Raw genomic sequence first — 25,097 nt, 5'->3', positions numbered from 1 at the left:
TACGCCGTGATGCCGTGTCCGTACGCGGTGACGCCGCCCCTCCCGCTTCCGTACGCGACGCGGGCCGCGCCCCCGGGTCCGCCGCCGAGCGCTGGGACGACGGGCTGATCGCCCGCCGCGCCGCCGAACGCGCCGCCCCGAAGGGCACCGGGACCCCGGACGCCCCCAGCGCCCCTGATGCCCCGGGCGTCCGCACCAACCCCGCCGGCCCCTCCACCCCCGACGACGCCGACGACGGCCTCCCCCCGCTCGGCGGCGCCTACGGCGGCCCCCTGCGCACCCGCCTCGACGCCCTCCACGAACTCGTCGGCCTCTCCCGCACCCGGGTCGAGAACGACGCCCTCGCCGAGGCGGGCCGGGTCCTCGACGAGGCCGCCGCGCGGCAGCGGCTCTCCGCGCGGCACACCGTCGTCGCCATCGCCGGGGCCACCGGCAGCGGCAAGTCCACCCTCTTCAACACCCTCGCGGGCGTGCCCGTCTCCGACACCGGGCTGCGTCGCCCCACCACCTCCGCCCCGATCGCGCTCAGCTGGTCCGAGGGCGCCGCGGGCCTGCTCGACCGGCTCGGCATCCCCGGGCGGCTGCGCCGCAGGCCGCTCGCCGGGGGCGCGGGCGACGCCGAGCTCCAGGGGCTCGTCCTCATCGACCTGCCCGACCACGACTCGGCCGTCACCGCCCACCGCGACCAGGTGGACCGGCTGCTCGGGCTGGTGGACGCGGTGATCTGGGTGGTGGACCCGGAGAAGTACGCGGACGCCGCCCTGCACGAGCGCTATCTGCGGCCCCTCGCCGGACACGCCGAGGTCACGTTCGTCGTCCTCAACCAGACTGACCGGCTCGGAACCGAGGCCGCCGACCTCGTCCTCGACGACCTGCGCCGCCTCCTCGACGAGGACGGCATGGCCCTCGGCGAGCACGGCGAGCCAGGCGCGACGGTCCTCGCCCTGTCCGCGCTCACCGGGGACGGCGTACCGGAACTGCGCGAGCTCCTCGGCCGCTTCGTCTCGGACCGCACCGCGCCCGAGCGCCGCCTGGCCGCCGACGTGGACGCCGCGGCGGCCAGGCTGCGCCCGGTGTACGTGGCGGACGGGCGGCCGGGGCTGGGGGAGCGGGCCCGGGAGGAGTTCGCCGACCGGCTGGCGCTGGCCGTCGGCGCGCAGGCCGCGGGCGAGGCCGCCGAACGGGTCTGGCGGCGCGGCGCCATCCGCGCCTGCGGCACGCCGTGGCTGCGGCTGTACCGCTGGTACGAGCGGATCCGCGCGCACGGCAGCACCGACCCGCGCCTGGAGAACCCGGTCGAGGACGAGCTGACCGCCCGCCAGCGGGTCGAGCAGGCGGTGCGCATCGTCTCCGACGAGGCCGCGCGCGGGCTGCCGGGACCCTGGGCGCAGGCGGTGCGCGAGGCGGCGCTGCGGGGCGCCGACGGCCTGCCGGAGGCGCTGGACGAGCTGACCGTGTCCATGGGCGACCCGGCGGCCCGCCCGCCCCGCCCGGCGTGGTGGCCGGCGGCGGTCTTCGCGCAGGTGGTGATGACGTTCCTGCAGATCTTCGGCGCGCTGTGGCTGGTGGCCCAGATCGTGGGCGTGGTGGAGCCGCTGCTGTGGCCGCCCGTACTGATCATGATCGCCGGGATCGTCGGCGGCCCGCTGGTGGAGTGGGCCTGCGCGGCGGCGGTACGGGGTCCGGCCAGGCGGTACGGGCAGGAGGCCGAGCGACGGCTGCGCGAGGCGGCCGCGGCGTGCGGCAGGGCCCGCGTGCTCGACCCGATCGCGGCGGAACTGATGCGCTACCGGGAGGTGCGCGAGCAGTACGTGACGGCCTCGGGCGCGACGCGGATGACGGCCCGGATCGGCGGGGCGCGGATCGGCGCGACGAAGCTGGGCCCGATCCGGCGGACGGGCACGGCGAGGACGCGCTAGGCGCGGCCGCGAAGCCCGCCCCCGTCCGCCCCCTCCGTACGGGTGACGGACTTTTCCCCAACTCTCCGCCTATCCACAGGCTTCAGCGGATTTCTTCGCCCAAGGCCACGATGGGGACGGAAAGAGCCGGGACGTACGCGAGGTGGGGGACATGAACGAGACGACGGTGACGCTGGTCGGCAACGTGGCGACCAACGTGGAGTACCGGGAGACGTTGACCGGCGGGGTGGCCCGGTTCCGTTTCGCGGTGACGGTGCGGCGCTGGGACCGCGAGCGGGCGCTGTGGACGGACGGCCCGACCAGCTTCTACACGGTGTCGGCCTGGCGCTCGCTGGGGATGAACGTGGCGGCCTCGGTCTCGGTGGGGGAACCGCTGGTGGTGCACGGCCGGTTGAAGGTGCGCGAGGAGGAGCACGAGGGGCGCCGGAAAACCTTCGTGGACATCGACGCGGTGGCCGTCGGGCACGACCTGAGCCGGGGTACGGCGGCCTTCCGGCGGGCCGCCCGGCAGGGGCCGGAAGCCTCGGAAGTCCGGGTCCCGGCCGCGCGCGTAGCGGAATCCGGCAGGGCGGAACCGCCCGCGCCCGACCTCTGGCAGACCCCGGAGCCGGCCGTGGACCCGGGCCTGGATACGGTCGGCGAGATGGCCAATGGTCCAGTCCAAATCGATTGCGTGGCCACGCCCTGACCTTGCGTTGTGGGGATATGTCGATACCGTGACCAGCGGTTTCCCCGTCAACTTCCCCCGACGGATAACGATTTCGAGTCGGTATGGTTATCAGATGGCACGGGCGGGCACGGAGGGGTTTCGCGTCCCTAGGATTCCCAGTACTCATGAGGCGCTTGCTTCCAGTGGGTCAGTGAGTCTGCTGGCAGGTGCTCCCCCCACGCGTATCGATCGATGACGCGGAGAAGCCTGCCCGGAGGGGAAATTCCAATGTTTTCTGCACACAGGCGCGGCGCTGCCCGCCTTGCAGCCGCGGCTCTGGTCTCCGGCCTCGTCGCGGCCGGGTCCATAGCCATCGCCGGTCCCGCGATGGCCGAGGAGATCAGCACCGGCGGCGCCGCGGCGACGCTGGGCTCGGTCGTCGACGGCGGTGACATCGACGTCAAGGTCGGCAAGGAGACGCACACCTACCGCGGTGGCCTCTTCGACCTCAGCGTCAAGGGCGGCGGCTCGCTCAAGGCGTACTGCATCGACCTGTTCACCAAGACCAAGTCGGGCACGTCCTACAAGGAGGTCGGCTGGGACGAGTCGACGCTCCACGACAACAAGAACGCCGGCAAGATCCGCTGGATCCTGCAGCACTCCTACCCCGAGGTCAACGACCTGACGGCGCTCGCCGCCAAGGCCAACGCGGGGCGCCTGACCAACGACGACGCCGCGGCGGCGACGCAGGCGGCCATCTGGCACTTCTCGGACAACGTCGAGACCGCGCCCAAGGACGCCGACGCCAAGGCGCTGGCGAAGTACCTGGTCGCCGAGGCGGAGAAGGCGCCGACGCAGGAGGAGCCCAAGGCGTCCCTCAGCGTCACGCCGACCTCCCTCGCGGGCAAGTCCGGCAGCCGTCTCGGCCCGGTGAAGGTCAGCACCAACGCCGCCGCCGGCGTCACCAAGGTCGCGCTGTCCGCCGACGCGCCGCAGGGCGTCAAGGTCGTCAACGCCAAGGGCGACGCGGTCACCTCCGTCAGCGACGGCGACGAGCTCTTCGTCGACGTCCCGGCCGGCGCCGGTGACGGCTCCGCCAAGGTGAGCCTGACGTCCACCACCAAGGTCTCCATCGGCCGCGTGTTCGCGAGCACCACGGAGAAGCGCCAGCAGACGCTGATCCTGGCCGGCTCCAGCGACTCCACGGTCACCGCGCAGATCGACGCCACCTGGGCCAAGCAGGGTCCCGTTCCGGCGGTCGACTTCAAGGAGAACTGCGCCGACGGCGGCGTGGACATCACCGTCTCCAACAAGGGTGACGAGGACTGGACCTTCGACCTGAAGGGCCAGACCTACAAGATCGCCCCCGGCGCCTCCCAGACGATCACCGTCCCGGTCGCCGAGGACGAGACGTACAAGTTCACCATCACGGGCCCGAACGGCTTCGAGAAGGTCATCGAGGGCGTCCTCGACTGCAAGACGTCCACCCCGGGCCCGAAGCCGTCGGAGACCCCGACCGGCACCCCGGCTCCGTCCGAGACCCCGGCCACCGGTGGCACCACCGGCTCCACCACGGGCTCCACGACCGGTGGCGGCGACCTCGCCGAGACCGGCGGCTCCAGCGCCACCCCGATGATCGCCGGTGTCGCCGTCGCGCTCGTCGTGGTCGGTGGCGGCGCGGTGTTCTTCCTCCGCCGCAAGAAGGCCGCAGGCCAGTAGTAGTAAGAGTCAGGCCCGGTAGTACGGCCGCCTGAACAGGGGAACGGCCCCGCCGCGCACCGCGCGGCGGGGCCGTTCCGCGTCTCCGGGAGCTCCGGAGAGCGGAGGGTGATCGGCCGGTCACTCCGGGGGTCACGGGAAAGGCCGATGGGAAGGCGCAGGTCAGACCTTCGGGCCGGTACTGGTTTCCGCCGACGGGGCTCGGTCAGGCAAGATGGGGTGTATCTGCCCACTCACTCCTTGCCGGACGGTTTCTCTTGGCTGAGTACATCTACACCATGCGCAAGACGCGCAAGGCGCACGGCGACAAGGTCATCCTCGATGACGTGACGCTGAGCTTCCTGCCCGGTGCGAAGATCGGTGTGGTCGGCCCGAACGGCGCCGGTAAGTCCACCGTGCTGAAGATCATGGCCGGTCTGGAGCAGCCCTCCAACGGTGACGCGTTCCTCGCCCCCGGTTACTCCGTCGGCATCCTCATGCAGGAGCCGAAGCTGGACGAGACCAAGACGGTCCTGGAGAACGTCGAGGACGGCGTCGCCGAGATCAAGGGCAAGCTCAACCGGTTCAACGAGATCGCCGAGCTCATGGCGACCGACTACTCCGACGCGCTGCTGGACGAGATGGGCAAGCTCCAGGAGGACCTGGACCACGCCAACGCGTGGGACCTGGACGCCCAGCTGGAGCAGGCCATGGACGCGCTGGGCTGCCCGCCCGCCGACTGGCCGGTCAACAACCTCTCCGGTGGTGAGAAGCGCCGCGTCGCCCTCTGCAAGCTGCTCCTGGAGGCGCCCGACCTGCTGCTCCTCGACGAGCCCACCAACCACCTCGACGCCGAGTCCGTGAACTGGCTGGAGCAGCACCTGGCCCAGTACAAGGGCACCGTCGTGGCCATCACCCACGACCGGTACTTCCTCGACAACGTCGCCGAGTGGATCCTGGAGCTCGACCGCGGCCGCGCGATCCCCTACGAGGGCAACTACTCGACCTACCTCACCAAGAAGTCCGAGCGGCTCAAGGTCGAGGGCAAGAAGGACGAGAAGCGCGCCAAGCGCCTCAAGGAAGAGCTGGAGTGGGTGCGGTCCAACGCCAAGGGGCGTCAGGCCAAGTCCAAGGCGCGTCTGGCGCGCTACGAGGAGATGGCCGCCGAGGCCGACAAGATGCGGAAGCTGGACTTCGAGGAGATCCAGATCCCGCCGGGCCCGCGCCTGGGCTCCATCGTCGTCGAGGTCAACAACCTCTCCAAGGCGTTCGGCGACAAGGTCCTCATCGACGACCTGAGCTTCACCCTGCCCCGTAACGGCATCGTCGGCATCATCGGCCCCAACGGCGCCGGCAAGACCACGCTCTTCAAGATGCTGCAGGGCATGGAGACGCCGGACTCCGGCGAGATCAAGGTCGGCGAGACCGTCAAGATCTCGTACGTCGACCAGACCCGCGCCAACATCGACCCCAAGAAGACGCTGTGGGCCGTCGTCTCCGACGAGCTGGACTACATCAACGTCGGCCAGGTCGAGATGCCGTCCCGCGCCTACGTCTCCGCGTTCGGCTTCAAGGGCCCGGACCAGCAGAAGCCGGCCGGCGTGCTCTCCGGCGGTGAGCGCAACCGCCTGAACCTCGCGCTCACCCTCAAGCAGGGCGGCAACCTGCTGCTCCTCGACGAGCCGACCAACGACCTCGACGTCGAGACCCTGTCCTCCCTGGAGAACGCGCTCCTGGAGTTCCCCGGCTGCGCCGTGGTCGTCTCCCACGACCGCTGGTTCCTCGACAGGGTGGCCACCCACATCCTCGCCTACGAGGGCGACTCCAAGTGGTTCTGGTTCGAGGGCAACTTCGAGTCGTACGAGAAGAACAAGGTCGAGCGGCTCGGCCCGGACGCCACCCGTCCGCACCGCGCCACGTACAAGAAGCTCACCCGGGGCTGACCGGCCCATGGCGAGACACCTCTACTCCTGCCCCCTGCGCTGGTCGGACATGGACGCCTTCGGGCACGTCAACAACGTCGTCTTCCTGCGGTATCTGGAAGAGGCGCGGATCGACTTCATGTTCCGGCTGGCGCCGGGGAACGGGAGCCCGTCGTTCTCCGGCGGGTCCGTCGTGGCCCGGCACGAGATCGACTACCTGCGTCCGCTGGTCCACCGGCACGAGCCGGTGACCGTCGAGTCCTGGGTCACCAAGATCGGCGCGGCCTCGCTGACGATCGCGTACGAGATCAAGGACCCGGACGTCACGTACGTGCGGGCCTCGACGGTCGTCGTGCCCTTCGACCTGGCGGCGCAGCGACCGAGGCGGATCACCGAGGAGGAGCGCGCGTTCCTCCAGGAGTACGTCGACGACGGGATGACGTCCGCCGCATGACCGTGATCGCGCCCCTGCACTTCGCCGACACCAGGGAGGCGGCGGGCCTCGCCGCCTTCCTGCGCCGGCTGCTGCACTACGACCGCGCCGCCGCCGTCCGCCTCCAGGCCGGCGCCGGCGCGCTCGCCGTCTTCGGGCGGCCCCCGTCGTTCGAGGTGCTCGCGATCCGCACCGCCCGCCTCACCGACCCCGTGGAGCTGGACGTCACCGTCTCGGCGGGCGAACTCCTCGAAGGCGTCGAGGAGTCGGCGGGCAAGGCGGCCGTCCCCGGCGCCGTCACCGGACCGCCCTGGGCCGGCGTCCTGCCGCCCCGCTCCGGCTGGCAGCCGGTCGCCGGACTGCCCACCGTCGCGGAACTCCGGGGCGCGGTCGCCGCCGCGGTCGCCGAGTTCCGCGCCCGCGACGAGGCCCTCGGCGAGGAGCGGCGCACCCGGGCCGAACGCGACCGCATCGGCCGCGAGATCTGGTCCCGCGCCCTCGCCCCCGCCGGGCTCCCGCTGCGCGCCGTCCACGCGGCCCAGTCGCTCGGCTTCCTGCCCGACCTCCCCGACCGGGAGCTCCCGGTCGCCCTGCTCGCCGCCGGCCCCTGGCTGCGGCTGCGCACCCCGTACGGCGCCGTGGCGCTGAGGAGCGTGCCGCCGATGACGCTCAGCGTCACCCCGGGCGCCGGCCCCCGGTGACGGCCCCCGGCGCAGAGCCCGGCCCCGCCGGAGGCCCCGTCACCGAGCCCGGCTCCGCCGACGGCCCAGCCCCCGCCGGAGACCCCGCCATCCCCCTCCTCGTCGACGGCGAAGTCTCCAGCACCGAGCTCAACGCGCTCTTCCGGGCCTCCTGGCCCGGACACCGCGACACCGACTTCGGGCCCGTCCTGGCCCGCCGCCTGCTGCACGTCCTCGCGCGTCGCGACGGGCGGCTCGTCGGCTATGTGAACGTCGTCGGCGACGGCGGCGCGCACGCCTTCGTGCTCGACACCACCGTCCACCCGGACGAGCGCCGCCGCGGGCTCGGCGTCGCGCTGGTCCGGGCCGCCGCCGACGCCGCGCGGGCCACGGGGGCGCACTGGCTGCACGTCGACTACGAGCCGCACCTCACCCGCTTCTACGAGGAGTGCGGCTTCCGGCCCACCGCCGCCGGGCTCATGGCGCTGACCGGCCCCGACGCCTGAGCGGCGGCCCCTCCCGGCCCTCCGCCGCGAGCGCCGCCACCGACAGGCCCGCGCTGAGCAGCAGCAGCGCCGACGGCAGGACCAGCGAGCCGTGCGCCACGTTCTCGCTCTCCAGGACCGGGTCCATCCGGTGCGCCGGGTCGTAGGCGATCCGTACCGTGCCGTTCTCCTCGGCCACCCGCCGCTCGGCCGTGAACTGCGTGGGATAGCCGCCGGGACAGCTCAGCGGATGGTGGTACAGCGTCTTCTCCGCCGGAGCGCCCTCGCCGAACGTCGGGTGGTACGTGACGGTCACCTCGCCCGCCACCACGCACTCGACGACCTCGGCCCGGATCCGGGAGTCCCGCGCCTCCACCCACACCGCGCCGAGCCCCGCCACCAGCAGCAGCGCCGCCGCGACGCTCCCGCCCTCGCGGAAGAGGGCGTCGTGCGCGAACAGGGCGGCGACCGCCAGCCCCAGACCGGCCAGCAGCGCGACCGCGGCCGGCAGCCGGACGGGGCTGTGCATGGTCCAGCCCGCCCACCGGTGCAGCAGCAGCCCGGCGCCGCCCGGCACGAGCACGGCACCCGCGTACGACAGGGTCTTCCTCACGCGTCACCCCCGGAGGAGGACGAGCGCCGGGCCCCGCCGGTTTCCTCAGCGGGCCGCGTCGTCCGGCCACACCCCGATGTGGTCCTGCTCCAGCTCCAGCGCCACCCGGTGCTCCATGCCCAGCGCCTCGGTGTACTCGGCGGGCAGCTGGAGCCGCCCGGCCCGGTCGAGCATCGCGTACTCGCGGGCCACCAGCGACTCCTGGCCCGCCTCGTCGATCTCGGTGCGGCGCAGCACCTCGGAGGAGGTCCGCCCGTCGCGGATGGCGACCGTGCGGCGCACCTCGGAGGCGACCGCCTGGTCGTGGGTGACGATCACGATCGTCGTGCCCAGCTCCTCGTTGGCCCGCCGGAACGCGGCGAAGACCTGCTCGCCGGTGGCCGAGTCCAGCTCACCGGTCGGCTCGTCGGCGAGGAGCACGGACGGATTGTTGGCCAGGGCGACGGCGATCGCGACCCGCTGCTGCTGTCCGCCGGAGAGCTGGCTGGGGCGCCGGTCGCGGATCTCGGCGATCCCGAGCATCCCGAGGAGCTCCTCGGCGCGCTGCGCCTTCTTCTTCGAGCGGCCCGCCAACTGCATGGGCAGCGCCACGTTCTGCGCGGCCGTCAGATAGGGGAGCAGGTTGCGGGAGGTCTGCTGCCAGACGAAGCCGACGACCTCGCGGCGGTAGCGCAGCCGGGCCTTGCCGTCCATGGCGAGCAGATCGCTGCCGGCGACCTTCGCCGCGCCCGCGGTGGGCACGTCGAGTCCGGCCAGGATGTTCATCAGGGTCGACTTGCCCGAGCCGGAGGCCCCGACGAGGGCCATCAGCTCGCCCTCCTTCACCAGCAGGTCCAGGCCCTGGAGGGCCTGCACCTCCACCCCGTCGGTGCTGAAGATGCGGACCAGCCGGTCGCAGGCGATCAGCGCGTCATGACCGTACGAGGGCCGGTCGCGCTTGGCGGTGGCCCGCCGCTCCAGCTCTGCCAGCGAGGTCTCGGGTGCCGTCGTCATCGTGCGTCTCCTGCCCTGAGTTCCTTGATCGAGCCCCTGCGCGAGGCCCACCAGGCTTGTACCGTCGCCGCCGCGCCCGCGAGCAGCACCACCCCGGCCGCCGGGAGCCCGAGCGACCAGACGTCCGCCCGGAGTGTCGCGCCGAGCGCCAGCGTCTCCGACGGGGCGTCGGCCAGCGCGAGCCGGGCCAGGTCGATGCCGGGCGCGAGCAGCAGGACCGTCGCCCAGCCCACCAGGGCGCCGCCGACGGCGGCCAGCAGCGCCTGCGGGAGGGCCTCCAGGATCAGCAGCCGCCGGGCCTGGCCGCGGGTCAGGCCCATGGTGCGCAGCCTGGCCAGCAGCGTGGTGCGCTCGGGGGCGACCTGGAGCAGCGAGAGGAGCACGGCGAGCACCGCGTAGCCGGCGCCCGCGCCGACGGCGGCGAGGTAGACGTGCTCGGCGCCGGTCTGCATGGGCGAGTCGACGTACCGGGAGCGCTCCTCCCGGCTCAGCGTCACGTGCAGCTTGCCGCCCTTGGCGGCCATCTCGCTCCGCAGCGCCGTGCCGTCGAGGGCCGCGCCGCCGCTCCCGCCGCCAGTGACGAGCAGCGTGGTGGGGGCCCGGTTGACCAGGTCGGCCGCGTTGACGATGAGGAAGTCCTCGTCGGGCAGCGCGGGGGTGATCGTGCGGACGGCGACCACCTTCACGTGGAAGCGGCCGGCGGCGGCGAGGATCTCGATGGGCTTGTCGCCGAGCCGCTGGGCGACCTGCGGCGAGGCGATCGCCGGGATGACCCGGGTGGTGTCGGCGACGCTGCCGGGTCCGCCCTTGCCGGTGGACTTCAGCAGGGACTCGGCGAAGGCGCCGAAGCCGGTGCGGGCCGCGAGCCGGGCGTACGAGGAGGGCTCGACGCCGACCAGCGGGGCGCTCATGGGGTTCTCGGTGGTCCCCGAGCGGGCCGGGAGCTCCAGGCCGTACTCGATCTGCACCGGCGACACCTCGCGGACCCCGGGGAAGTCCCGTACGGAGTCGGCGAGTCCGCCCGGCAGCGGGGTCCAGCCCAGGTCGTGGGTGACCCGGGCGTCCGCGCCCACCGCCAGGTACGCCGCCCGGTCCCGGGCGTCGGCGACACCCGCGAGCACGGAGCCGCCGAACGCGGCCGTGGTCAGCGCCATCAGCAGGGCGAGCAGCGGGAGGGTGCCGGAGGCGGAGGCGCGTCCCGCGCGGGCCAGCGACAGGAAGCCGATGGCGCCGCGCAGCCGCCGGGTGGGCCGGGCGGCCCAGCGCAGCGGCAGGGGGTAGACCCGGATCAGGACGAAGGCGGCGATCACGCCGACGAGCACGGGCGCGAAGCTGACCAGGTAGTCGCCCGCGCCGACGCCGGTGCCGCGCTGGCGCAGCGCGGTGACCGCGCCCACCGCGAGGACCAGCAGGGTGAGTTCGGCGATGGTGCGGCGGCGGGAGGGCCGCGCGGAGACGAGGTCCTCGCGCCCGCCGTGCAGCACGGGGCGGCGGTGCAGGAACATCGCGCGCAGCGGCAGCACGAGGGAGGCGAGCAGGGCGGCGGCCCCGGCGGCGACGGCGGCGGGCCACATCCGGGCGCCGCCGGTGGTGCCGACGAGGGGCACCGCGAGCAGCAGGCCGAGCACGGCGGCGGGCAGGCAGACGGCGGTGGTCTCGCCGAGCAGCCGCAGGCCGATGCCGGTCAGGGAGGCGCCGCGGGCGCGCAGCAGGGAGAGTTCGGCGTACCGGCGGGTGGTGAACAGGCCGCCGGTCATGGCGAGGACGACGAAGGCGACGGCGCCGACGCCGACGGCGGCGACGGCCACGACGGCGGCGATGGCGTCCCGCATCCCGGCGTACTCGCCGAGGACCTCGTCGAGGTCGGTGGTGAACTGCCCGTTGGGGCCGAGCGCGGAGCGCAGCCTGACGAGCTCGGGGCCGGCGTCGGCGGAGTCGAGCGCGGCGCGCAGGGCGTCGCTGTCCTGGGCGGTGAGGTGGTCGACGGAGGGCGCGTAGTGCCAGTACTGCTCGGGTTCGCCGAGGGTGCGGGGCAGCGAGGTCCCGCTTTCGGGGGACAGCAGCAGGGTGGCCACCCAGTACCACTTGACTTCCAGGGCGCTGCGCGCGGTGAAGAGCGGGGTGTGGGTGACCGGGTCGACGTTCCAGAACGGGCCGGAGGGCTCGCGCGGCTCGATGATGCCGGTGATCGTGATGGGGGTGTCGTTGCCGTCGGTGCCGGGCACGTGGGTGACGGAGCCGGGCTTGAAGCCCATGGCCTTGGCGGTCTTCGCGGTGACCGCCGCCTCCATCGCGCCGCCCGGCCCGATCTTGGGCCAGCGCCCGGCGACCAGGGTGGAGTGGGCGGGCACGTCGGCGAGCGCGTCGAGGACGTACTCGGGCAGCAGCCCGTCGGGCTGGGGCAGCCAGCGGTCGAGGCCCTGGACCCGCTTGGTGGTGCGCGCGCCGTACGAGGAGTTCGCGAGGTCGGCCTGGAGCGGCTTGGGCAGCAGCGGGGTGAGCTGGTCGCGGGTGGCCTTGAGCCGGTCCGGGCGGTACGCGGAGGGCTGCTGCTCCGGGGGCAGGCTGCTCGCGACGGAGTTGGTGAGCTTGACGACGGTGCGGTGCGGCGGGGCCGAGTCGACCGCGTGCCGCATCCCCTCGGTCTCGTACGTGTCGACCGCGCGGGGCAGCGCCGCCGCCAGGAAGGCGGTGACCAGGACGAGCAGTCCGTAGGCGAGGGCGGTGCCCGGGGCGGTCCGCAGCCGGGTGCGGACCCAGGGGGCCACGGCGCGGGCGGGCTTGCGGGGCATGACGTCCGCCTTTCCGCGGGTCGGCGCGGGCGCCGGGGGCGTGGGGGTGGGCGGGGCGGTCGGCGGCATCAGTGGTTCCCCTCGGTCCGCAGGGTCACGGCCGGGTCGGTGCGGCGCAGCGCGATGGCGGCGACGACGGCCAGCGGCAGCGCGGCCACTCCGGCGAGCAGCAGGGCGACGTGTCCGGTGGGGATCTGGACGAGGACGGTGGGCACGGGCCGTTCCGCCTGGCCGGTGAGGACGATGAGCGGGACGACCGCCCGGGTGAGGACGGTGCCGAGGCCGACGCCGACGAGCAGGCCGATGCCGACGAGCAGGCCCTGTTCGGCGGCGACCAGCCGGGCGAGCTGGCGGCGGGGCGCGCCGATCGCCCGCAGCAGCCCGAACTCGGCCTGCCGTTCCCGCAGGGAGCCGGCCGAGCCGACGGCGAACCCGACCGCGGCGAGGGTCGCGGCGGCGACGGCGACGGCCATCAGGGCCGAGTTGGGTCCGGCGCCGAGCGGGTCGCCGAGCAGGTCGGCGGCGGCCTCGTCCCGTACGAGGACGAGCGCGGGGTCGGCGTCGGGGCGGTCCCGGAGGGTCTTGGCGACGGCGGCGGCGCGGCCGGGTTCGGTGGTCAGCCACCACTCGGTGGGCGCCAGGGTCGCGGAGGTGAGGGACAGCGCCCGGTTGGCGGCGGACAGGTCGACCAGGACCGCGCCGCCGTCCTCGGGGGTGGCGGCGGGGGCGGTCGCGGAGACCGCGCGGGCGCCGGGGCCGGTGGTGGGCAGCTCGCGGACGACGTCGGCGATGGTCACGCTCAGCGTGGAGCCGCTGAAGGTGACGTCGAGGCGGTCGCCCCGCTTGGCCTTGGCGGCGGTGAGGAAGGCGTCGGTGACGATCGCCGGGACGGTCCTCGGGGGCGCGGGCCGCGGGGCGGTCAGCGCGAGGGTGAACGACTTGGTGCCGCCGAGCCCGTCCGGGCTCTCGGCGACGACGTGGAACGGCAGGCTGACCAGGGCGTTCTTCGCGGGCAGGGCGCGCAGCGGAATGTTCTGGGTCTGGCTGTCGGCGAGCTCCGCCGTGTACGAGCCGGCCCAGCCGGCCAGGGAGGGGCCGTCGCCGAGGGGCTGCGCGGTGCCGCCGGGGCCCTCGGCGGACAGCCGCTCGACGAGGAGCTGGTGGCCGCCGCCGCCCTCGCCCCAGCGGGACTGCCCGGAGATCTCCAGGCCGGCCAGGCCGAAGTTCCCGGGGTCGCCGAGCTCGGCGAGGGGGAGGCTGAGCCGGTGGCTGCGGCCGTCGCCGGGCAGGCTGCCGATGAGCCGCCGGTACGGGACGCCGTAGCGGTCCTCCAGGACGGCGGTGACCTGGGCGGCGGGCGCCTCGGCGGGGGCGGTGTCGCGCAGGTCGACGTGGAGGGTGCGGGCGCCCTTGGGCAGCGGGAAGCCGGGGCGGGGTCCTGGCTTGGGCTGGAGGACGGCGAGCGGGTCGGCGGCCGGGGCGTCGCTGAGGTCCGTGCGGAAGAGCATCCCGTCGGCGGCCCGCCGGGTGTCCATGGCGAGGACGGTGGCGAGGTGTCCGGCGACGTCGGTGCCGCCGCGGTGCACGGAGGCGGCCTCGCGCACCCCGGGGACGGCGGCGATCCGCTGGGTCTGCGCCGGGTCGCCGGGGCCCGCGCTGAGCACCCGGACGGTGGCGCCGGTGCGGAAGTCGGCCTGGTCGTGCTGGGAGCGGTTCCAGGAGGCGCTCTGGCCGATGGCCAGCATCCCCATCGCGACGGCGAGGACCAGCAGCAGCACCGGGCCCGCGCCGCGCAGCGGGCGGCGGCTGAGCTGCCAGCCGGCGAGCGCGGCGGGCAGGCCCCGGCCGCCGGCGGCGCGCCGCTCGGCGAGCTTGGCGGCGGGCGGCAGCAGCCGCAGGGTCAGGACGGTGCCGGCGAGCAGGGCGAGCGCGGGCGCGGCGACGAGCAGCGGGTCGATGCCGAGGCCGCCGGAGCGGTCGCCGGTGAGCGCGCCGCCGGTGCCCTCGCCGGTCTGCCGGTCGAGCTGCCAGTAGGCGACACCCGCGATGAGCAGCAGGCCGATGTCGGCGCCGGCGCGGACGGAGCCGGGCAGGGTGGCGGAGCGGCCCTTGCGCAGCGAGACGGCGGCGCCGTCGCCCGCGGCGAGCGCGGGCGCCACGACGGCGGCGGCGCAGCACAGCGCGACGAGGGCGGCGACCAGCCAGACGGCGGGCGGGGCGGTCGCGTCGAGCCGGACGCCGAGCGCGTCGAGCGCGGAGCGGTCGGCGAAGAGGCGGGTGAGCGGCCCGGAGAGCAGCGGGGCGGCGACGGCGGCGGGCACGGCGAGGAGCAGCGCCTCGACGGTGGCGAGGCCGGCGATCCGGCGCCGGGAGCCGCCGCGGGCGCGCAGCAGGTCGGTCTCGCCGGAGCGTTCGGTGCTGAGCAGCCGGGCCACCAGGAGCAGCGCGTAGGCGGCGAGCAGCACGAGCTGGACGGCGACGATGCTGAGGGTGGAGCGGGAGACCAGCAGGGCGCGCTCGGTCTGCTCCAGGACCCGGGACAGCGAGGTGTAGGCGGTGATGGTGGTGCCGAAGGGGGTGGTGTCGGCGGCCATCTTGTCGGGGGCGGTGGCCGAGGCGGCGCGCAGCGCGGCGATCCGGTCGGTGGTGAGGCCGGTGAAGTCGGCGGAGGCCAGCCAGGAGGCGCCGCCGGAGGTGAGCCGGCCGGAGGCGAGCACGGCGGGGTCGGTGACCAGCGGGCCGTACGTGGTGAAGACGAGGGTCCTGACGCCGCGGCCGGCGGCGTCGTCGAGCTGCCAGTACAGGTCCTTGGTGTCGACGGGCCGGTAGAGGCCGGTGATCCGGGCCTTGAGGGGCTTGCCGCCGAGCCGGTCGGTGAGGTCGAGGACGGTGCCGGGGCCGATCTTGAGGAGCTTGGCGGCCTCTTCGGGGAGGGCGGCCTCGACGGCGTCGGCGGCGCCGGTGGTCTTCGGCCAGGCGCCGCTGACCAGGCTGATCCGGGAGCGGTCCAGCGCGGCGAAGTGGGTGAGGTCCGGGTCGCCGGAGCGGGCGGCGGGGGCCTGGAGGGAGCGGGGCAGCGCGTACGGTCCGGAGCGCTCCAGCTTCCGTACGGTGACGGGGAGCCCGTCGAAGGTGGCCTTGGCGCCCGCCTGGACGGCCGCTTCGGCGTCGGCCCGTTTCCCGGGCGGGACCTGGCCGCTGACGACCAGGGCGGCGGCGGGGGCGGAGCGCCCCTGGAGGGTGCCCTGGAGCGCGGCGTCACCGATGGATCCGGAGAACGCCGCGAGCGTGGCCAGGACCGAGGTGGTGAGCAGAACGGCGAGCAGGGCCGCGGCGAGAAGCAACCGGTGCGCCCTGACGCGCAGAAGTACGAAGCTCGTCACCCATCCCCCTGAAAACACCGTGATCGTTCAGTTTCGAACGTTCATCGGACTCTTCCAGAGGGATATCGATCAGGAAAACGCTTTCGGCGTGACCTTGATGCGATCGTGACCGTTATTCGGCGTCCCGTCACCGGAATGTGTCACTCCGGAATCTGTCACTCCGCGGTGTTGACCATCGAGGCCGCCGCGTAGGTCATGTACTTCCACAGCTGCGCCTCGTGCTCCGGCGCCAGCCCCAGCTCGTCCACGGCGTCCCGCATGTGCCGCAGCCAGGCGTCGTGCGCCGCCCGGTCGACGGTGAAGGGGGCGTGCCGCATCCGCAGCCGCGGGTGGCCCCGGTGGTCGCTGTAGGTGCGGGGGCCGCCCCAGTACTGCATGAGGAAGAGCACCAGCCGCTCCTCGGCCGGACCGAGGTCCTCCTCCGGGTACATCGGCCGCAGCAGCGGGTCCTCCGCCACCCCCTGGTAGAAGCGGCGGACCAGGCGACGGAAGGTCTCCTCGCCACCCACCTGCTCGTAGAAGGTCTGCTCCTGAAGCGTGCCGCGCGGAATCTCGTTCACCGTTCCATCGTCTCAGATGCCCCGGCGGAGGACCCCGGGCTTAGGACTTCGGCCCGGGGTCCCGCGACGGCCGGGCTCAGCCGCGCCGGATGGTGATCGTCGTCCAGGCGCCCACGTGGACCCGGTCGCCGTCCTGGAGCTGGACCGGGACATAGGGCTGGATCGGGTCGGCGGAGCCGTTGATCGTGGTGCCGTTGGTGGAGTTCTGGTCCACCACCGCCCAGGAGCCGTCCGGCTGCTGCACCAGCACCGCGTGCTGGTGCGAGACCCCCGGGTCCTCCGGCGGCACCGACAGGTCGATGTCGGGGGACTCGCCGGTGGAGTGCCGGCGGCGGCCGACGCTGATCTGGCCGCCCTGGAGCCGGATGTGCTGCTCGGGGGAGTACGCGGGCAGGTTGAGCCCGGTCGCCTCCGGGCCGCTGCGCTGCATCATCGCCATGAAGTAGTCGCGGTCCGGGCCGATCAGCGCCGTCCAGCCCGCGGGCGGCGCCGGCTGGTGGAACTGCGGCGGCGGACCCTGCGGGACCGGCGCGGGCGGCGGCGCCGGGGGCCCCGGCTGGTGCGGTGGCTGGTGCTGGGGCTGATGCTGCGACGGCTGGTGCTGAGGCGCCTGGTGCTGCGGCTGCGAGGGCGGCGAGATCATCCAGTCGTCGTCCGCGCGCGGCGGCGCCACGGGGCCCGGCGCGGGCGGCGGCGGAGGCGGCGCCTGGTGGAAGGCCCCCGGGGCCTGCGGCGGCTGCGGGCGCTGCGGCGGCGCCTGGTGGTGGGTCGGGTCGGCGCCCAGCGGCTCGGCCGGCCGGTTCACCCGCGAGGGCCGCGAGCCCTGGTACTCGTACGGGTCGCCGAAGGGCTCCGGCTGCTGCGGGCGCGGCGGCGCGGGCGGCGACTGGAAGCCCGGCGGCAGGTTCAGGCCGGGCGGCGGGCCCTGCTGCGGCGGCGGGGCGATCGGCGTGTACGAGGTCGCCGTGTTGGTGAGGAAGTTCCAGCGGCACTCCTCGCAGAACGGCGCCGCGTGCTCGCGCGGGGTGCGGCACTGCGGGCACAGCTCGGCCTGCGAGGTCGCGCCCGGGTCGTAGCCCCCGTGACCGGCCGGTCCGGGGTAGCCGTACGCGGGCGGCGGCGGGGGAGGCGGCGGCACGGCACCCGTCGGCGCAGCCGCCGCGGCCATGCGGTGGCCGCAGACCTCGCACCAGTCGTCGGAGACCGACTGGTGTCCGTTCGGGCAGGTCGGCATGTCGGCGCTTCCCCCTCTCGTCATTTCGGCGTCACTTCTTCACACGAACGGTCTTGGTGGAGCGGGTTTCGAGAGTCATCTCGTCCGCTTCCGCGACCTTCGCCTTCAAACGCACAGTACCCGTCGCCGCGTCGACCACGTCCACCACCTTCGAAAGGAGTTTCGCCGTATCGGCGTTGCCGAAGGCCGTCGCGAGCTGCACGGCGCGCCCCAGCTTGGCGGTCGCCCCGTCCCGATCGCCCGATTTGCGGGCGTCCAGGCCCTCCTGGATCGCGTCCGCGAGCTCCGCCTGCCCCGTGTAGTGCGCGACCTGCGGGTTGATCGACGTGGACATCGCCATGTCGTCCGTCCACACCGCCCGCACCAGCCCCTGGGAGAGCGTCGTCGGCGCGCCGCCCGCCGGGTCGGGGACGATCAGCGAGACCCGGGCGGCCAGCATCTCCCGGCCGACCGCGGCCTCCGGGACCCGGACCGAGACGTGGTAGTCGCGGGACTCGTCGCCCCAGGAACCCGTCGGGTAGTCCCCGGCGCGCGGGCCCGCCTCGGTGCGCCGGCCGCTCAGGTCGTCGACCGCCGGCGCGACCTGCTTCACGAAGCCGATCTCCACCCCGACCGGGGTCCACAGCCGCAGCGCGACGTCCGCGACCTCCTTCGCCATGGCCCGCTCCATCAGCGCCGTGAAGTCCGCGGCGAGCCCCGCCGGGTCGGCGACGATGTCGGCGGTGCCGAGCAGCGCCGAGGCGACGCCGGTCACCTCCTTGACCTCCCAGTCGGTGCCCACACCTCGCGCGTCGCAGGTCAGGCGGCCCGCGCACGCCTCCAGGGCGTCCCGCAGGTCCTCCGGCGACTCGTGCTCGTTGCGCCCGTCGGTGAGCAGGATGCCGTGCTTGATCGCCGCGTCGGCCGAGTCGAGCAGCCCGGCGGCGAGCCGCAGCCAGGTGCCGATCGCGGTGCCGCCGCCGGCGCTCAGCCCGCGCAGCGCCTCCTTGGCCTCGGCGCGGGTACGGGAGTCGGCGACGGCCAGCCGCCGCCCGCGCGGGTACACCTCCCGGGCGACGTGGGTGCCCGCGACGACGGCGAAGGAGGTGCCGTCGCGCAGGGTGTCGATCGCGGCGGCGGCGGCCTCGCGGGCCCCGCGCATCTTGGTGGCCGGGTAGTCCATCGAACCGGAGCAGTCCAGCATCAGCACCACGGCGGCGGACCCGCCGCCCGGGCTCACCGAGGCGGCGGCGGTGCCGCCCCCGGTGGCGGTGACGGTGACGATCGCGTTGACGTCCCGGCCGCCCTCGGGCAGGAACTCGTTCTGGTAGACGTCCACCGAGAACTGGGGCCCGGTCGGCTTGGAGAAATTGGCCATGGTGATGCGGCTCCTCGGCTCACGGTCACGTGAGGTGAAGGGGAAGTCGGAGAGTCGGTGTCGGGACGGGGGAGAGGGAGACGGGGAGACGAGGCGAGGGGGCCGGGATCGGGATCGGGATCGGGGTCGGGCGGGCGCGGCCTCAGGCCGATCCTGCCCCCGCGGGCGGAAGCGCGAACGGCAGCAGCGCGACCGTGACGTTGTCGTGGCCTCCGCCGTCCAGGGCGTGCCCGACCAGGACCTGCGCCCCGTGCAGCGGACGCCCGGCGGCGTCCGGGGGCACCACCCTCGCCATGTCCTCGGCGCCCTCCGCGTAGTTCCACAGCCCGTCCGTGCAGACCACCACCACCCCCGGCCGGTCCGGCTTGAACGCGGCGGTGTGCGGCTCCAGTTCGTACGCGTCGGCGCCGAGCCAGCCGGTGATGGCGTGGGCGCGCTCGTCCGCGTACGCCTCCGCCTCGCTCATCAGCCCCGTCGCGACCATCTGCGCCGCCCACGAGTCGTCCTCGGTGAGCCGGGCGGGCGGCGCGCCGCGGTCGTCCGGCACCCAGTAGGCCCGGCTGTCGCCGACCCAGCCGACGACGAGCAGGCCGCCCGCGATGATCGAGCCGACGATGGTGCAGGCCGGGGCGTTCTGGTGCTCGCGCTCCCGGGAGGGCTCCGCCGCCAGGGAGTTGACCGCCTCGGCGGCGGCCACGATCGCCTCGTGCATGGCCTGCTGCGGGTGCGTCCCGCGCGGCAGCGCGGCGAGCAGCGCGGCACCGGCGGCGGAGGCGGCGGCGCTGGACGCCTCGTCGGGCCGGGTCGCCGAGGAGACCCCGTCGCAGACGATGGCGAGCGTGGCGGGGGAGCCGTCCGGCAGCGCGGTCGAGGACACGGCGAACGCGTCCTCGTTGCGGTGGTGGCGCAGTCCCCGGTCGCTCACGGCGGCGACCGAGGGCAGCTCCTCCTCCATGTGGTCGCGCTCGCGCGGCTGGGCGTGCCCGCAGTGCTCGCAGTAGCCGTCCCGGTCGACCCGCCCGGTCCGGCAGGCCACGCACAGCTTCCGCCCGTCGCCCTCGGACCGGAGCGCGGCCCGCGGATCGGGCGCGGCGAGGGTGAAGTCCCCGCCGGGGACCGGAGCCGGGCCGGTGGCGGCTCCGGCCGGTGCCGCGCCCGGCAGGTCCCGGCCGCCCGAGTCGGTGCCCGGCAGGTCGCCGGGGTGCTGGGTGGCGGTGGTCAGCGACTGGGCGTCCCGGGGCGGCGCCTCGGGCCAGTCCACCGGCAGCGCGATCGGCACCGTCGGCCGGTCCGCCCCGGGCCCGGCCGCCGGCACCGCCGACAGGTCGAACCCGCAGGCCCCGCAGTAGCGGTCGCCCGATTCGACGGGCTCGGCGCACTCGGGGCAGGTCCCCAGGGGGTGCGGGAGCTTGGGCTTCAGGGACATACTCACACCCACGTCCTGGGGCGGAAGCGGTTGGCCCGCTCCACCAGTTCGATCCTCTCCTCGCCCCGCTGGGCGAGCCGGGCGAGCACCCGGTACGAGCGTTCGAGGCCGAAGCGCAGTCCGCGCTCGTCCAGTGCGCTGCCGAGCAGCACCGTGCCGGCCGGGCCCGCGCCGGGGCTCCCGGACAGCACCCAGTCCAGCGCCGTGCCCAGCACCTCCGTCGACAGCCGCTCCCGGCGCACCGCGTCCAGGCCGAAGCCCTGGAGCGCCGAGACCTGCGCGGCGGCGGCCGTCAGGTCCGCACCCAGCGGCTCGTTCGCCGGGCGGCGGCGCAGCCGGGCCCGCACGGCGGCCACCCGGGCCGCCGTGTAGTGGATGGACGACTCCGGCACCGACTCCAGCGTGCGCACCGCGCCCGCCCGGTCGCCCGCCGCGAGCTGCGTCCGGGCCAGCCCGAAGGCGGCGCTGACGTAGCTCGGGTCGGTCGTCCACACCAGCCGGTAGTACTCCGCCGCGTTGTCCAGCTGGCCCAGGTACTCGGCGCAGACGGCGAGCGCCAGCTTCGGCGCGGGCTCGCCCGGGAAGGCGTCGTAGATCGCGTCGAAGGAGAGCGCGGCGCCCGCCTGGTCGCCGGTGACCAGCGAGGTCACGCCCCGGTACCAGACCACCCGCCAGTCGTCCGGGTGCCGCTCCTCCAGCGCGGCCAGCGCCCGGCCCGCCTCGGCGGTCTCGCCCATCTCCAGGCGCGCCCGCAGCTCCCGCAGCCGCAGCTCCAGCGAGGGCACCGGGGCGGCGCCCAGGGCGGTGAGCAGTTCGGCGGGGGCGGCGGCCAGCAGACCGGCGAGGAAACCGGCGTTGGGGTCGCCCGGGTCGACCCGGGGCACCGGCAGCGCCAGCGCGGTGGCGGGCACGTCGAGCGGGCGCAGGAAGCTGCCGCCGCGCCCGGCGACGGAGGTCGGCAGCGCCTTGCGGCCGCGCCGGGGCGCCCGCGCGCCGAGCACCGACACGTCGTCCGTGTGCTCCGCGAACAGCTCGGAGTCGGTGACCCGGGTCTCCGGCCCGAACAGCGTCGACAGGGCCGGGCGCGGGCGGCCCGACTGGAGGGCGACGACCTCGCGCAGCACGCCCGTCAGCTGCTCGGCCATCTCCTGCGCGGAGCCGAAGCGGCGCCCCGGGTCCGGGTCGGTGGCCCGCACCAGCAGCCGGTAGAACGACTCGTAGGTGCGCAGCACCTCGATGCCCTCGGGGTCGGGCAGCGCGTCCACGAAGACGGTCGTGTAGCCCTGGAAGTCGAAGGTCAGCACGGCCAGCGTGCGGGCCACCGTGTACAGGTCGCTGGCGACCGAGGGGCCGAGCTCGGCGACCTCGGGCGCCTGGTAGCCGACCGTGCCGTAGATGGCCGACTCCTCGTCGTCCATCCGCCGGACCGCGCCCATGTCGATGAGCTTGAGCTGGTCCTCGGTCTGGATCGCGTTGTCGACCTTGAAGTCGCAGTACAGCAGGTTGCGGCTGTGCAGGTGGCCGAGGGCCTCCAGGGCCTCGATGCCGTACGCGCACGCCTGCTCGACCGGCAGCGGGTCGCGGCGCCCGTCCGGGGTGCGCCGGTCGTTGGCGATCTCCTTGAGGGACTTGCCGCCCACGTACTCCATGACGATGTAGCCGTCGAGGGAGCCGGTGCGCGGGTCGAGGTGCTCGACGAAGTTGTAGATGCGGACGATGTTGGAGTGCTCGATCTCGGCGAGGAAGCGGCGCTCGGAGATCGCCGCCTCCATGGCGTCCTGGTCGCCGGTGTCGAGCAGGCCCTTGAGGACCACCCAGCGGTCCGAGACCGCCCTGTCGACCGCGAGGTAGATCCAGCCGAGGCCGCCGTGCGCGAGGCAGCCCGCCACCTCGTACTGCCCGTGCACCACGTCCCCGCCGCGCAGCTTGGGCACGAAGGAGTACGGGTGCCCGCACTTGGTGCAGAAGCCCTCGGTGCGGCCGGGCCGCTCGCCGCGCGAACGGCCCACCGGGGCGCCGCAGTCGGAGCGGGAGCAGAATCGCTTCCGCTCGGGCACCTCGGGGTTCGCCATCACCGCGGCGCGCGGGTCGGGGCGCGGCACCTCGGGGACCGCGACCAGGCCCGCGCCGAGCCGGCCCCGGCCCGACTGCGAGCCGGCCGAGCCGGAGCTGCGCACCGACACCGAGGGCGCGGTGCCCGGCGCGGAGAGCGCCCGGGAGAGCCGGCCGGACACCGAACGGCGCGACGTCGACGAGCGCGAGGAGCGCGACGAGCGCGAGGAGGCGCGCGAGCCCGACCGGGCGGAGCCGGAGCCCCGGCCGGCCGCGGCCAGCCCGGTCGGGGTGGCGGCGAGCAGCCCGTCGGGGGCGACGACCGGGGCGAGGCCGCAGGTGTCGCAGTACAGCTCGCCGCCGCCCATGTCCTCGTACGCGCCCTCGCACGTCGGACGCTGGCAGCCGCCCACTCCGGACTCCCCGCTCACCACTCGTTCCCCCTGTCGTCCCTCGGCCCCGAGAGCGTCTCGGTCGCCGCCCGCTGGTAGCGCAGCACCGCCTGCTCGGCGACCCGCAGGTCGCAGGGCGCGCTCCACAGCATCCGGCGGGCCGCGTCGTACCGCTCGATCAGCAGCGGGTCCTCCGCCGCGCCCAGCCGGGCCACCTTCGCCTTGTACGCGTCGAGCCGGCCGCGCAGCTCGGCGCGGACCGCCAGCGGCGCGGTCACCGCGGTCAACGACTCGCGGGCCCGGTGCAGTTCGTCCTCCGCCTCCCGTTCGAGCGCGTCCAGGAGCGGGGAGAGCCGGTGCCACTGGGCGTGCCTGCGGTATTCGGCGGCGGCGGCCAGCCGCTCGTGCAGCGCGGTCGGCGGCCCGCTGACGGCCGGCACCTCGGAGGCGGCGATCTTCGCCAGCACCTCGCCGCGCGCCGACCGGGCCTCGGCGAGCGTGCGGTCCGCGCGGGACAGCACGTCCCGCAGCCGCAGCAGCCGGTCCTCCGAGTCCTGCCGGACCTGGAGCACCGCCTCGATCTCGCGCCGGACGTCCTCCAGCGCGCGGGCGGCGGTGTCGTACCTGGCGGTGTCGGGACGGCCGCCGCCGGGGGCCGAACTGCCCGCCGCGGGGCGCCAGAAGGCCAGCGGGTCGGAGACCACCTGGGAGCGCAGCGCGGTCAGCTCGGCCGTGATCCCGGCCAGCTCGTCGCCGGCCGGGTGCTCGCCGGGGCGGACCCCGACGGAGTGCGCGAGCGAGCGGGTGCGGCCCAGCTCGGCGGCGAGGAGGTCTATCCGGGCGGGCAGCGCCGACCAGACGGAGTCGGCGGTGACGATCACGTCGAGGGAGGCCGCGTACAGCTCGTTCATCCGCCGCACCAGCCCCTCCAGGGTGAACGTCTCGGACAGCGGGGCCTGTTCGAGACCGCCGCCCGGGACGTGCACGCTCTCGCCGCGCAGCCGGTCGGTCAGCTCGGCGAGCTCCTCGCGGCCGGGCCAGCGGCGCCGGGCGCGCACCTCACGGGCGTCGCGCAGGGCGGCGGTGTAGACGTCGAAACAGCTCCAGAGCAGGGTGATCGTGCGCTCGGTGGACTGCCAGCGGTCCCGGGTGGTGCCGGTCAGCTCGGCGCCTTCGAGCAGCCGCCGGCCGGCGTGGTCCTGGAGCGCGAGGAGCGAGTCCTCGACCGCCTTGTGCTCCGCGCCGAGGCGCGCCAGCGCACGGTCCACCTCGTCCCGGTCCATCACCGGCCCAGGGGGTCCCGTGACGCCCATCGGTCACCTCTCGCTCTACTTGTACGTGGGTGCGGGCGGCCCGGATATCCCGGGCAGGTCCGCCTTCAGCCAGGTCTCGTACGCCTTCTGCCAGGGGCCCTGCCGGTAGTCCACGAGGACCTTGTTGACCCGGCGGACCAGGTCGTCGTCGCCCAGCTTGGCGGCCACTCCGTAGTACTCGGTGGTGAACGGCTTCCCCTTGAGCTCGACGGCCGGGTCCTGGGCGGCCTGGCCGGCGCCCAGCGCGTTGTCCGTGAGGACCGCGTCGACCTCGCCCATCTGGAGCCGGGCCAGGCAGTCGAGCTGGTTGGGGACGGTCAGCAGGTCCGGGTCGTCCTTGGTGCCGTCGCCCACGTCCTTGTAGACCGCGCCGAAGGACTTCTCCTCCAGCTCCTCGTAGGCCGTGGAGCCCTCGGCGGTGCAGACCCGCTTGCCGCTGAGGGAGGTGTCGTAGCCGGTGATCTCCGAGTCCTTGGGGGCGAGGATCTGCTGCCCGACCTGGAAGTAGGCGGTGGAGAAGGAGACCTGCTGGATGCGCTTGCAGTTGATCGTCATCGTGCGGACCACGAGGTCGACCTTGCGGCTCTCCAGGGCGGCGATCCGCTGGTTGGTCGGGATGGTCCGGAAGACGATGGCGTCCTCGTCGCCGAGGATGTCCTTGGCGATGGCGCGCGCCAGGTCGATGTCGAAGCCCACCAGCCTGCCGGGGCTGGCCTCCTTGCGCCCGTCGGGCAGCACGGTGGTGGTGGCCGGTGTGCGGTAGCCCCAGCGGTAGCTGTTCTGGTCGACGCCGACGATCAGCTTGCCGCGCTGCTTGATCGCGGCCACGGCGGGGCCGTCGGCGCTCGACGGGGTCAGCGACGCCTCGGGGCGGCGGCACTCGTCGGCGCTCTCGCCGCTCCCGGCCCGCACCTGCACGCCGACGCCCACCCCGGGTCCCGTCACGGGCCCCTGCGCGGCGCCCGGCGAGGCGTGCGGCAGCGACAGCAGCGTCAGCGAGGCGGTCAGCGCGCAGACCGTGGCCATGGCGGCGACCCCGCCCCAGCCGCGCAGCCGTCCGGCGACCCGGCGCGCGGTCAGGCGGACCGCCCCGGGGCCGGAGGCCGCGCCGGATGACGGGCCCGCCAGGCCCGTCGGGTCCTCCGCCGGGCCCGCCGGGTCCGTGTGCGTGATGCCGTCCGGCATTCCGCCCCCTC

At 74.6% G+C, this 25,097-nt stretch carries 18 protein-coding genes; 7 read left to right on the top strand and 11 right to left on the bottom strand.

The genetic code is table 11. The annotated features are described in order from the left end of the window. Window positions 1–104 precede the first annotated feature (104 nt). From AB0C99_RS17875 to AB0C99_RS17845, 7 genes are all read left to right on the top strand, one after another. Window positions 105–1,919, top strand: a complete 1,815-nt coding sequence (locus AB0C99_RS17875; RefSeq protein WP_362475907.1) for a GTPase — start codon at window positions 105–107, stop codon at window positions 1,917–1,919. 151 nt (window positions 1,920–2,070) lie between these two features. Continuing rightward, complete coding sequence (locus AB0C99_RS17870) at window positions 2,071–2,607, top strand: single-stranded DNA-binding protein (RefSeq protein WP_362475846.1); 537 nt, start codon at window positions 2,071–2,073, stop codon at window positions 2,605–2,607. A gap of 249 nt (window positions 2,608–2,856) precedes the next feature. Further along, the gene (locus AB0C99_RS17865; protein ID WP_362475844.1) at window positions 2,857–4,287 is read left to right on the top strand and encodes a Cys-Gln thioester bond-forming surface protein; all 1,431 of its coding nucleotides are present in this window, start codon (window positions 2,857–2,859) and stop codon (window positions 4,285–4,287) included. 257 nt (window positions 4,288–4,544) lie between these two features. After that, the gene (ettA, locus tag AB0C99_RS17860) at window positions 4,545–6,209 is read left to right on the top strand and encodes an energy-dependent translational throttle protein EttA (protein WP_362475842.1); all 1,665 of its coding nucleotides are present in this window, start codon (window positions 4,545–4,547) and stop codon (window positions 6,207–6,209) included. A gap of 7 nt (window positions 6,210–6,216) precedes the next feature. Further along, window positions 6,217–6,642 (top strand): thioesterase family protein, encoded by a 426-nt coding sequence (locus AB0C99_RS17855; RefSeq protein ID WP_362475840.1) that lies wholly within the window; start codon window positions 6,217–6,219, stop codon window positions 6,640–6,642. Continuing rightward, window positions 6,639–7,322 carry a hypothetical protein gene (locus AB0C99_RS17850; RefSeq protein ID WP_362475838.1) on the top strand — a complete coding sequence of 228 codons (684 nt, stop codon included), beginning with the start codon at window positions 6,639–6,641 and terminating at the stop codon, window positions 7,320–7,322. Before AB0C99_RS17855 ends, AB0C99_RS17850 begins: the two co-directional genes overlap by 4 nt. An 89-nt stretch (window positions 7,323–7,411) precedes the next feature. Further along, a complete protein-coding gene (locus AB0C99_RS17845) occupies window positions 7,412–7,807 on the top strand; it encodes a GNAT family N-acetyltransferase (RefSeq protein ID WP_362475906.1) in 396 nt (131 codons plus the stop codon). Here the strand turns inward: AB0C99_RS17845 and AB0C99_RS17840 are convergent. The 11 genes from AB0C99_RS17840 to AB0C99_RS17790 form a co-directional block, all read right to left on the bottom strand. Next, on the bottom strand, window positions 7,779–8,399 hold the full coding sequence (locus tag AB0C99_RS17840; protein WP_362475836.1) for a hypothetical protein: 621 nt from the start codon (window positions 8,397–8,399) through the stop codon (window positions 7,779–7,781). The two genes, AB0C99_RS17845 and AB0C99_RS17840, sit on opposite strands and share 29 nt — an antisense overlap. 45 nt (window positions 8,400–8,444) lie before the next feature. Further along, complete coding sequence (locus AB0C99_RS17835; protein WP_362475834.1) at window positions 8,445–9,392, bottom strand: ABC transporter ATP-binding protein; 948 nt, start codon at window positions 9,390–9,392, stop codon at window positions 8,445–8,447. Next, complete coding sequence (locus AB0C99_RS17830) at window positions 9,389–12,184, bottom strand: FtsX-like permease family protein (protein ID WP_362475832.1); 2,796 nt, start codon at window positions 12,182–12,184, stop codon at window positions 9,389–9,391. The genes AB0C99_RS17835 and AB0C99_RS17830 overlap by 4 nt, the downstream gene beginning before the upstream one ends. A 68-nt stretch (window positions 12,185–12,252) precedes the next feature. Beyond that, entirely contained in the window at window positions 12,253–15,567 is a 3,315-nt protein-coding gene (locus AB0C99_RS17825; protein ID WP_362475830.1) for an ABC transporter permease, read from the bottom strand. A gap of 155 nt (window positions 15,568–15,722) precedes the next feature. Next, window positions 15,723–16,127 carry a globin gene (locus AB0C99_RS17820; protein WP_362475828.1) on the bottom strand — a complete coding sequence of 135 codons (405 nt, stop codon included), beginning with the start codon at window positions 16,125–16,127 and terminating at the stop codon, window positions 15,723–15,725. Between the two features lie 76 nt (window positions 16,128–16,203). Continuing rightward, window positions 16,204–17,361: an FHA domain-containing protein gene (locus tag AB0C99_RS17815; RefSeq protein WP_362475904.1), complete on the bottom strand. Its 1,158-nt coding sequence runs from the start codon at window positions 17,359–17,361 to the stop codon at window positions 16,204–16,206. A gap of 31 nt (window positions 17,362–17,392) precedes the next feature. Continuing rightward, on the bottom strand, window positions 17,393–18,718 hold the full coding sequence (locus AB0C99_RS17810) for a VWA domain-containing protein (protein ID WP_362475826.1): 1,326 nt from the start codon (window positions 18,716–18,718) through the stop codon (window positions 17,393–17,395). Window positions 18,719–18,860: 142 nt separating this feature from the next. Continuing rightward, window positions 18,861–20,144: a PP2C family serine/threonine-protein phosphatase gene (locus tag AB0C99_RS17805; protein ID WP_362475902.1), complete on the bottom strand. Its 1,284-nt coding sequence runs from the start codon at window positions 20,142–20,144 to the stop codon at window positions 18,861–18,863. Between the two features lie 2 nt (window positions 20,145–20,146). Continuing rightward, complete coding sequence (locus tag AB0C99_RS17800) at window positions 20,147–22,564, bottom strand: tetratricopeptide repeat protein (protein ID WP_362475900.1); 2,418 nt, start codon at window positions 22,562–22,564, stop codon at window positions 20,147–20,149. A gap of 59 nt (window positions 22,565–22,623) precedes the next feature. Beyond that, entirely contained in the window at window positions 22,624–23,901 is a 1,278-nt protein-coding gene (locus AB0C99_RS17795) for a hypothetical protein (RefSeq protein ID WP_362475825.1), read from the bottom strand. Between the two features lie 15 nt (window positions 23,902–23,916). Further along, a complete protein-coding gene (locus AB0C99_RS17790; protein WP_362475823.1) occupies window positions 23,917–25,086 on the bottom strand; it encodes a glutamate ABC transporter substrate-binding protein in 1,170 nt (389 codons plus the stop codon). Window positions 25,087–25,097 lie beyond the last annotated feature (11 nt).

Source organism: Streptomyces sp. NPDC048659, from assembly GCF_040650575.1.
GTDB lineage: Bacteria > Actinomycetota > Actinomycetes > Streptomycetales > Streptomycetaceae > Streptomyces.
This window is presented reverse-complemented; position numbering and strand designations above follow the sequence as displayed.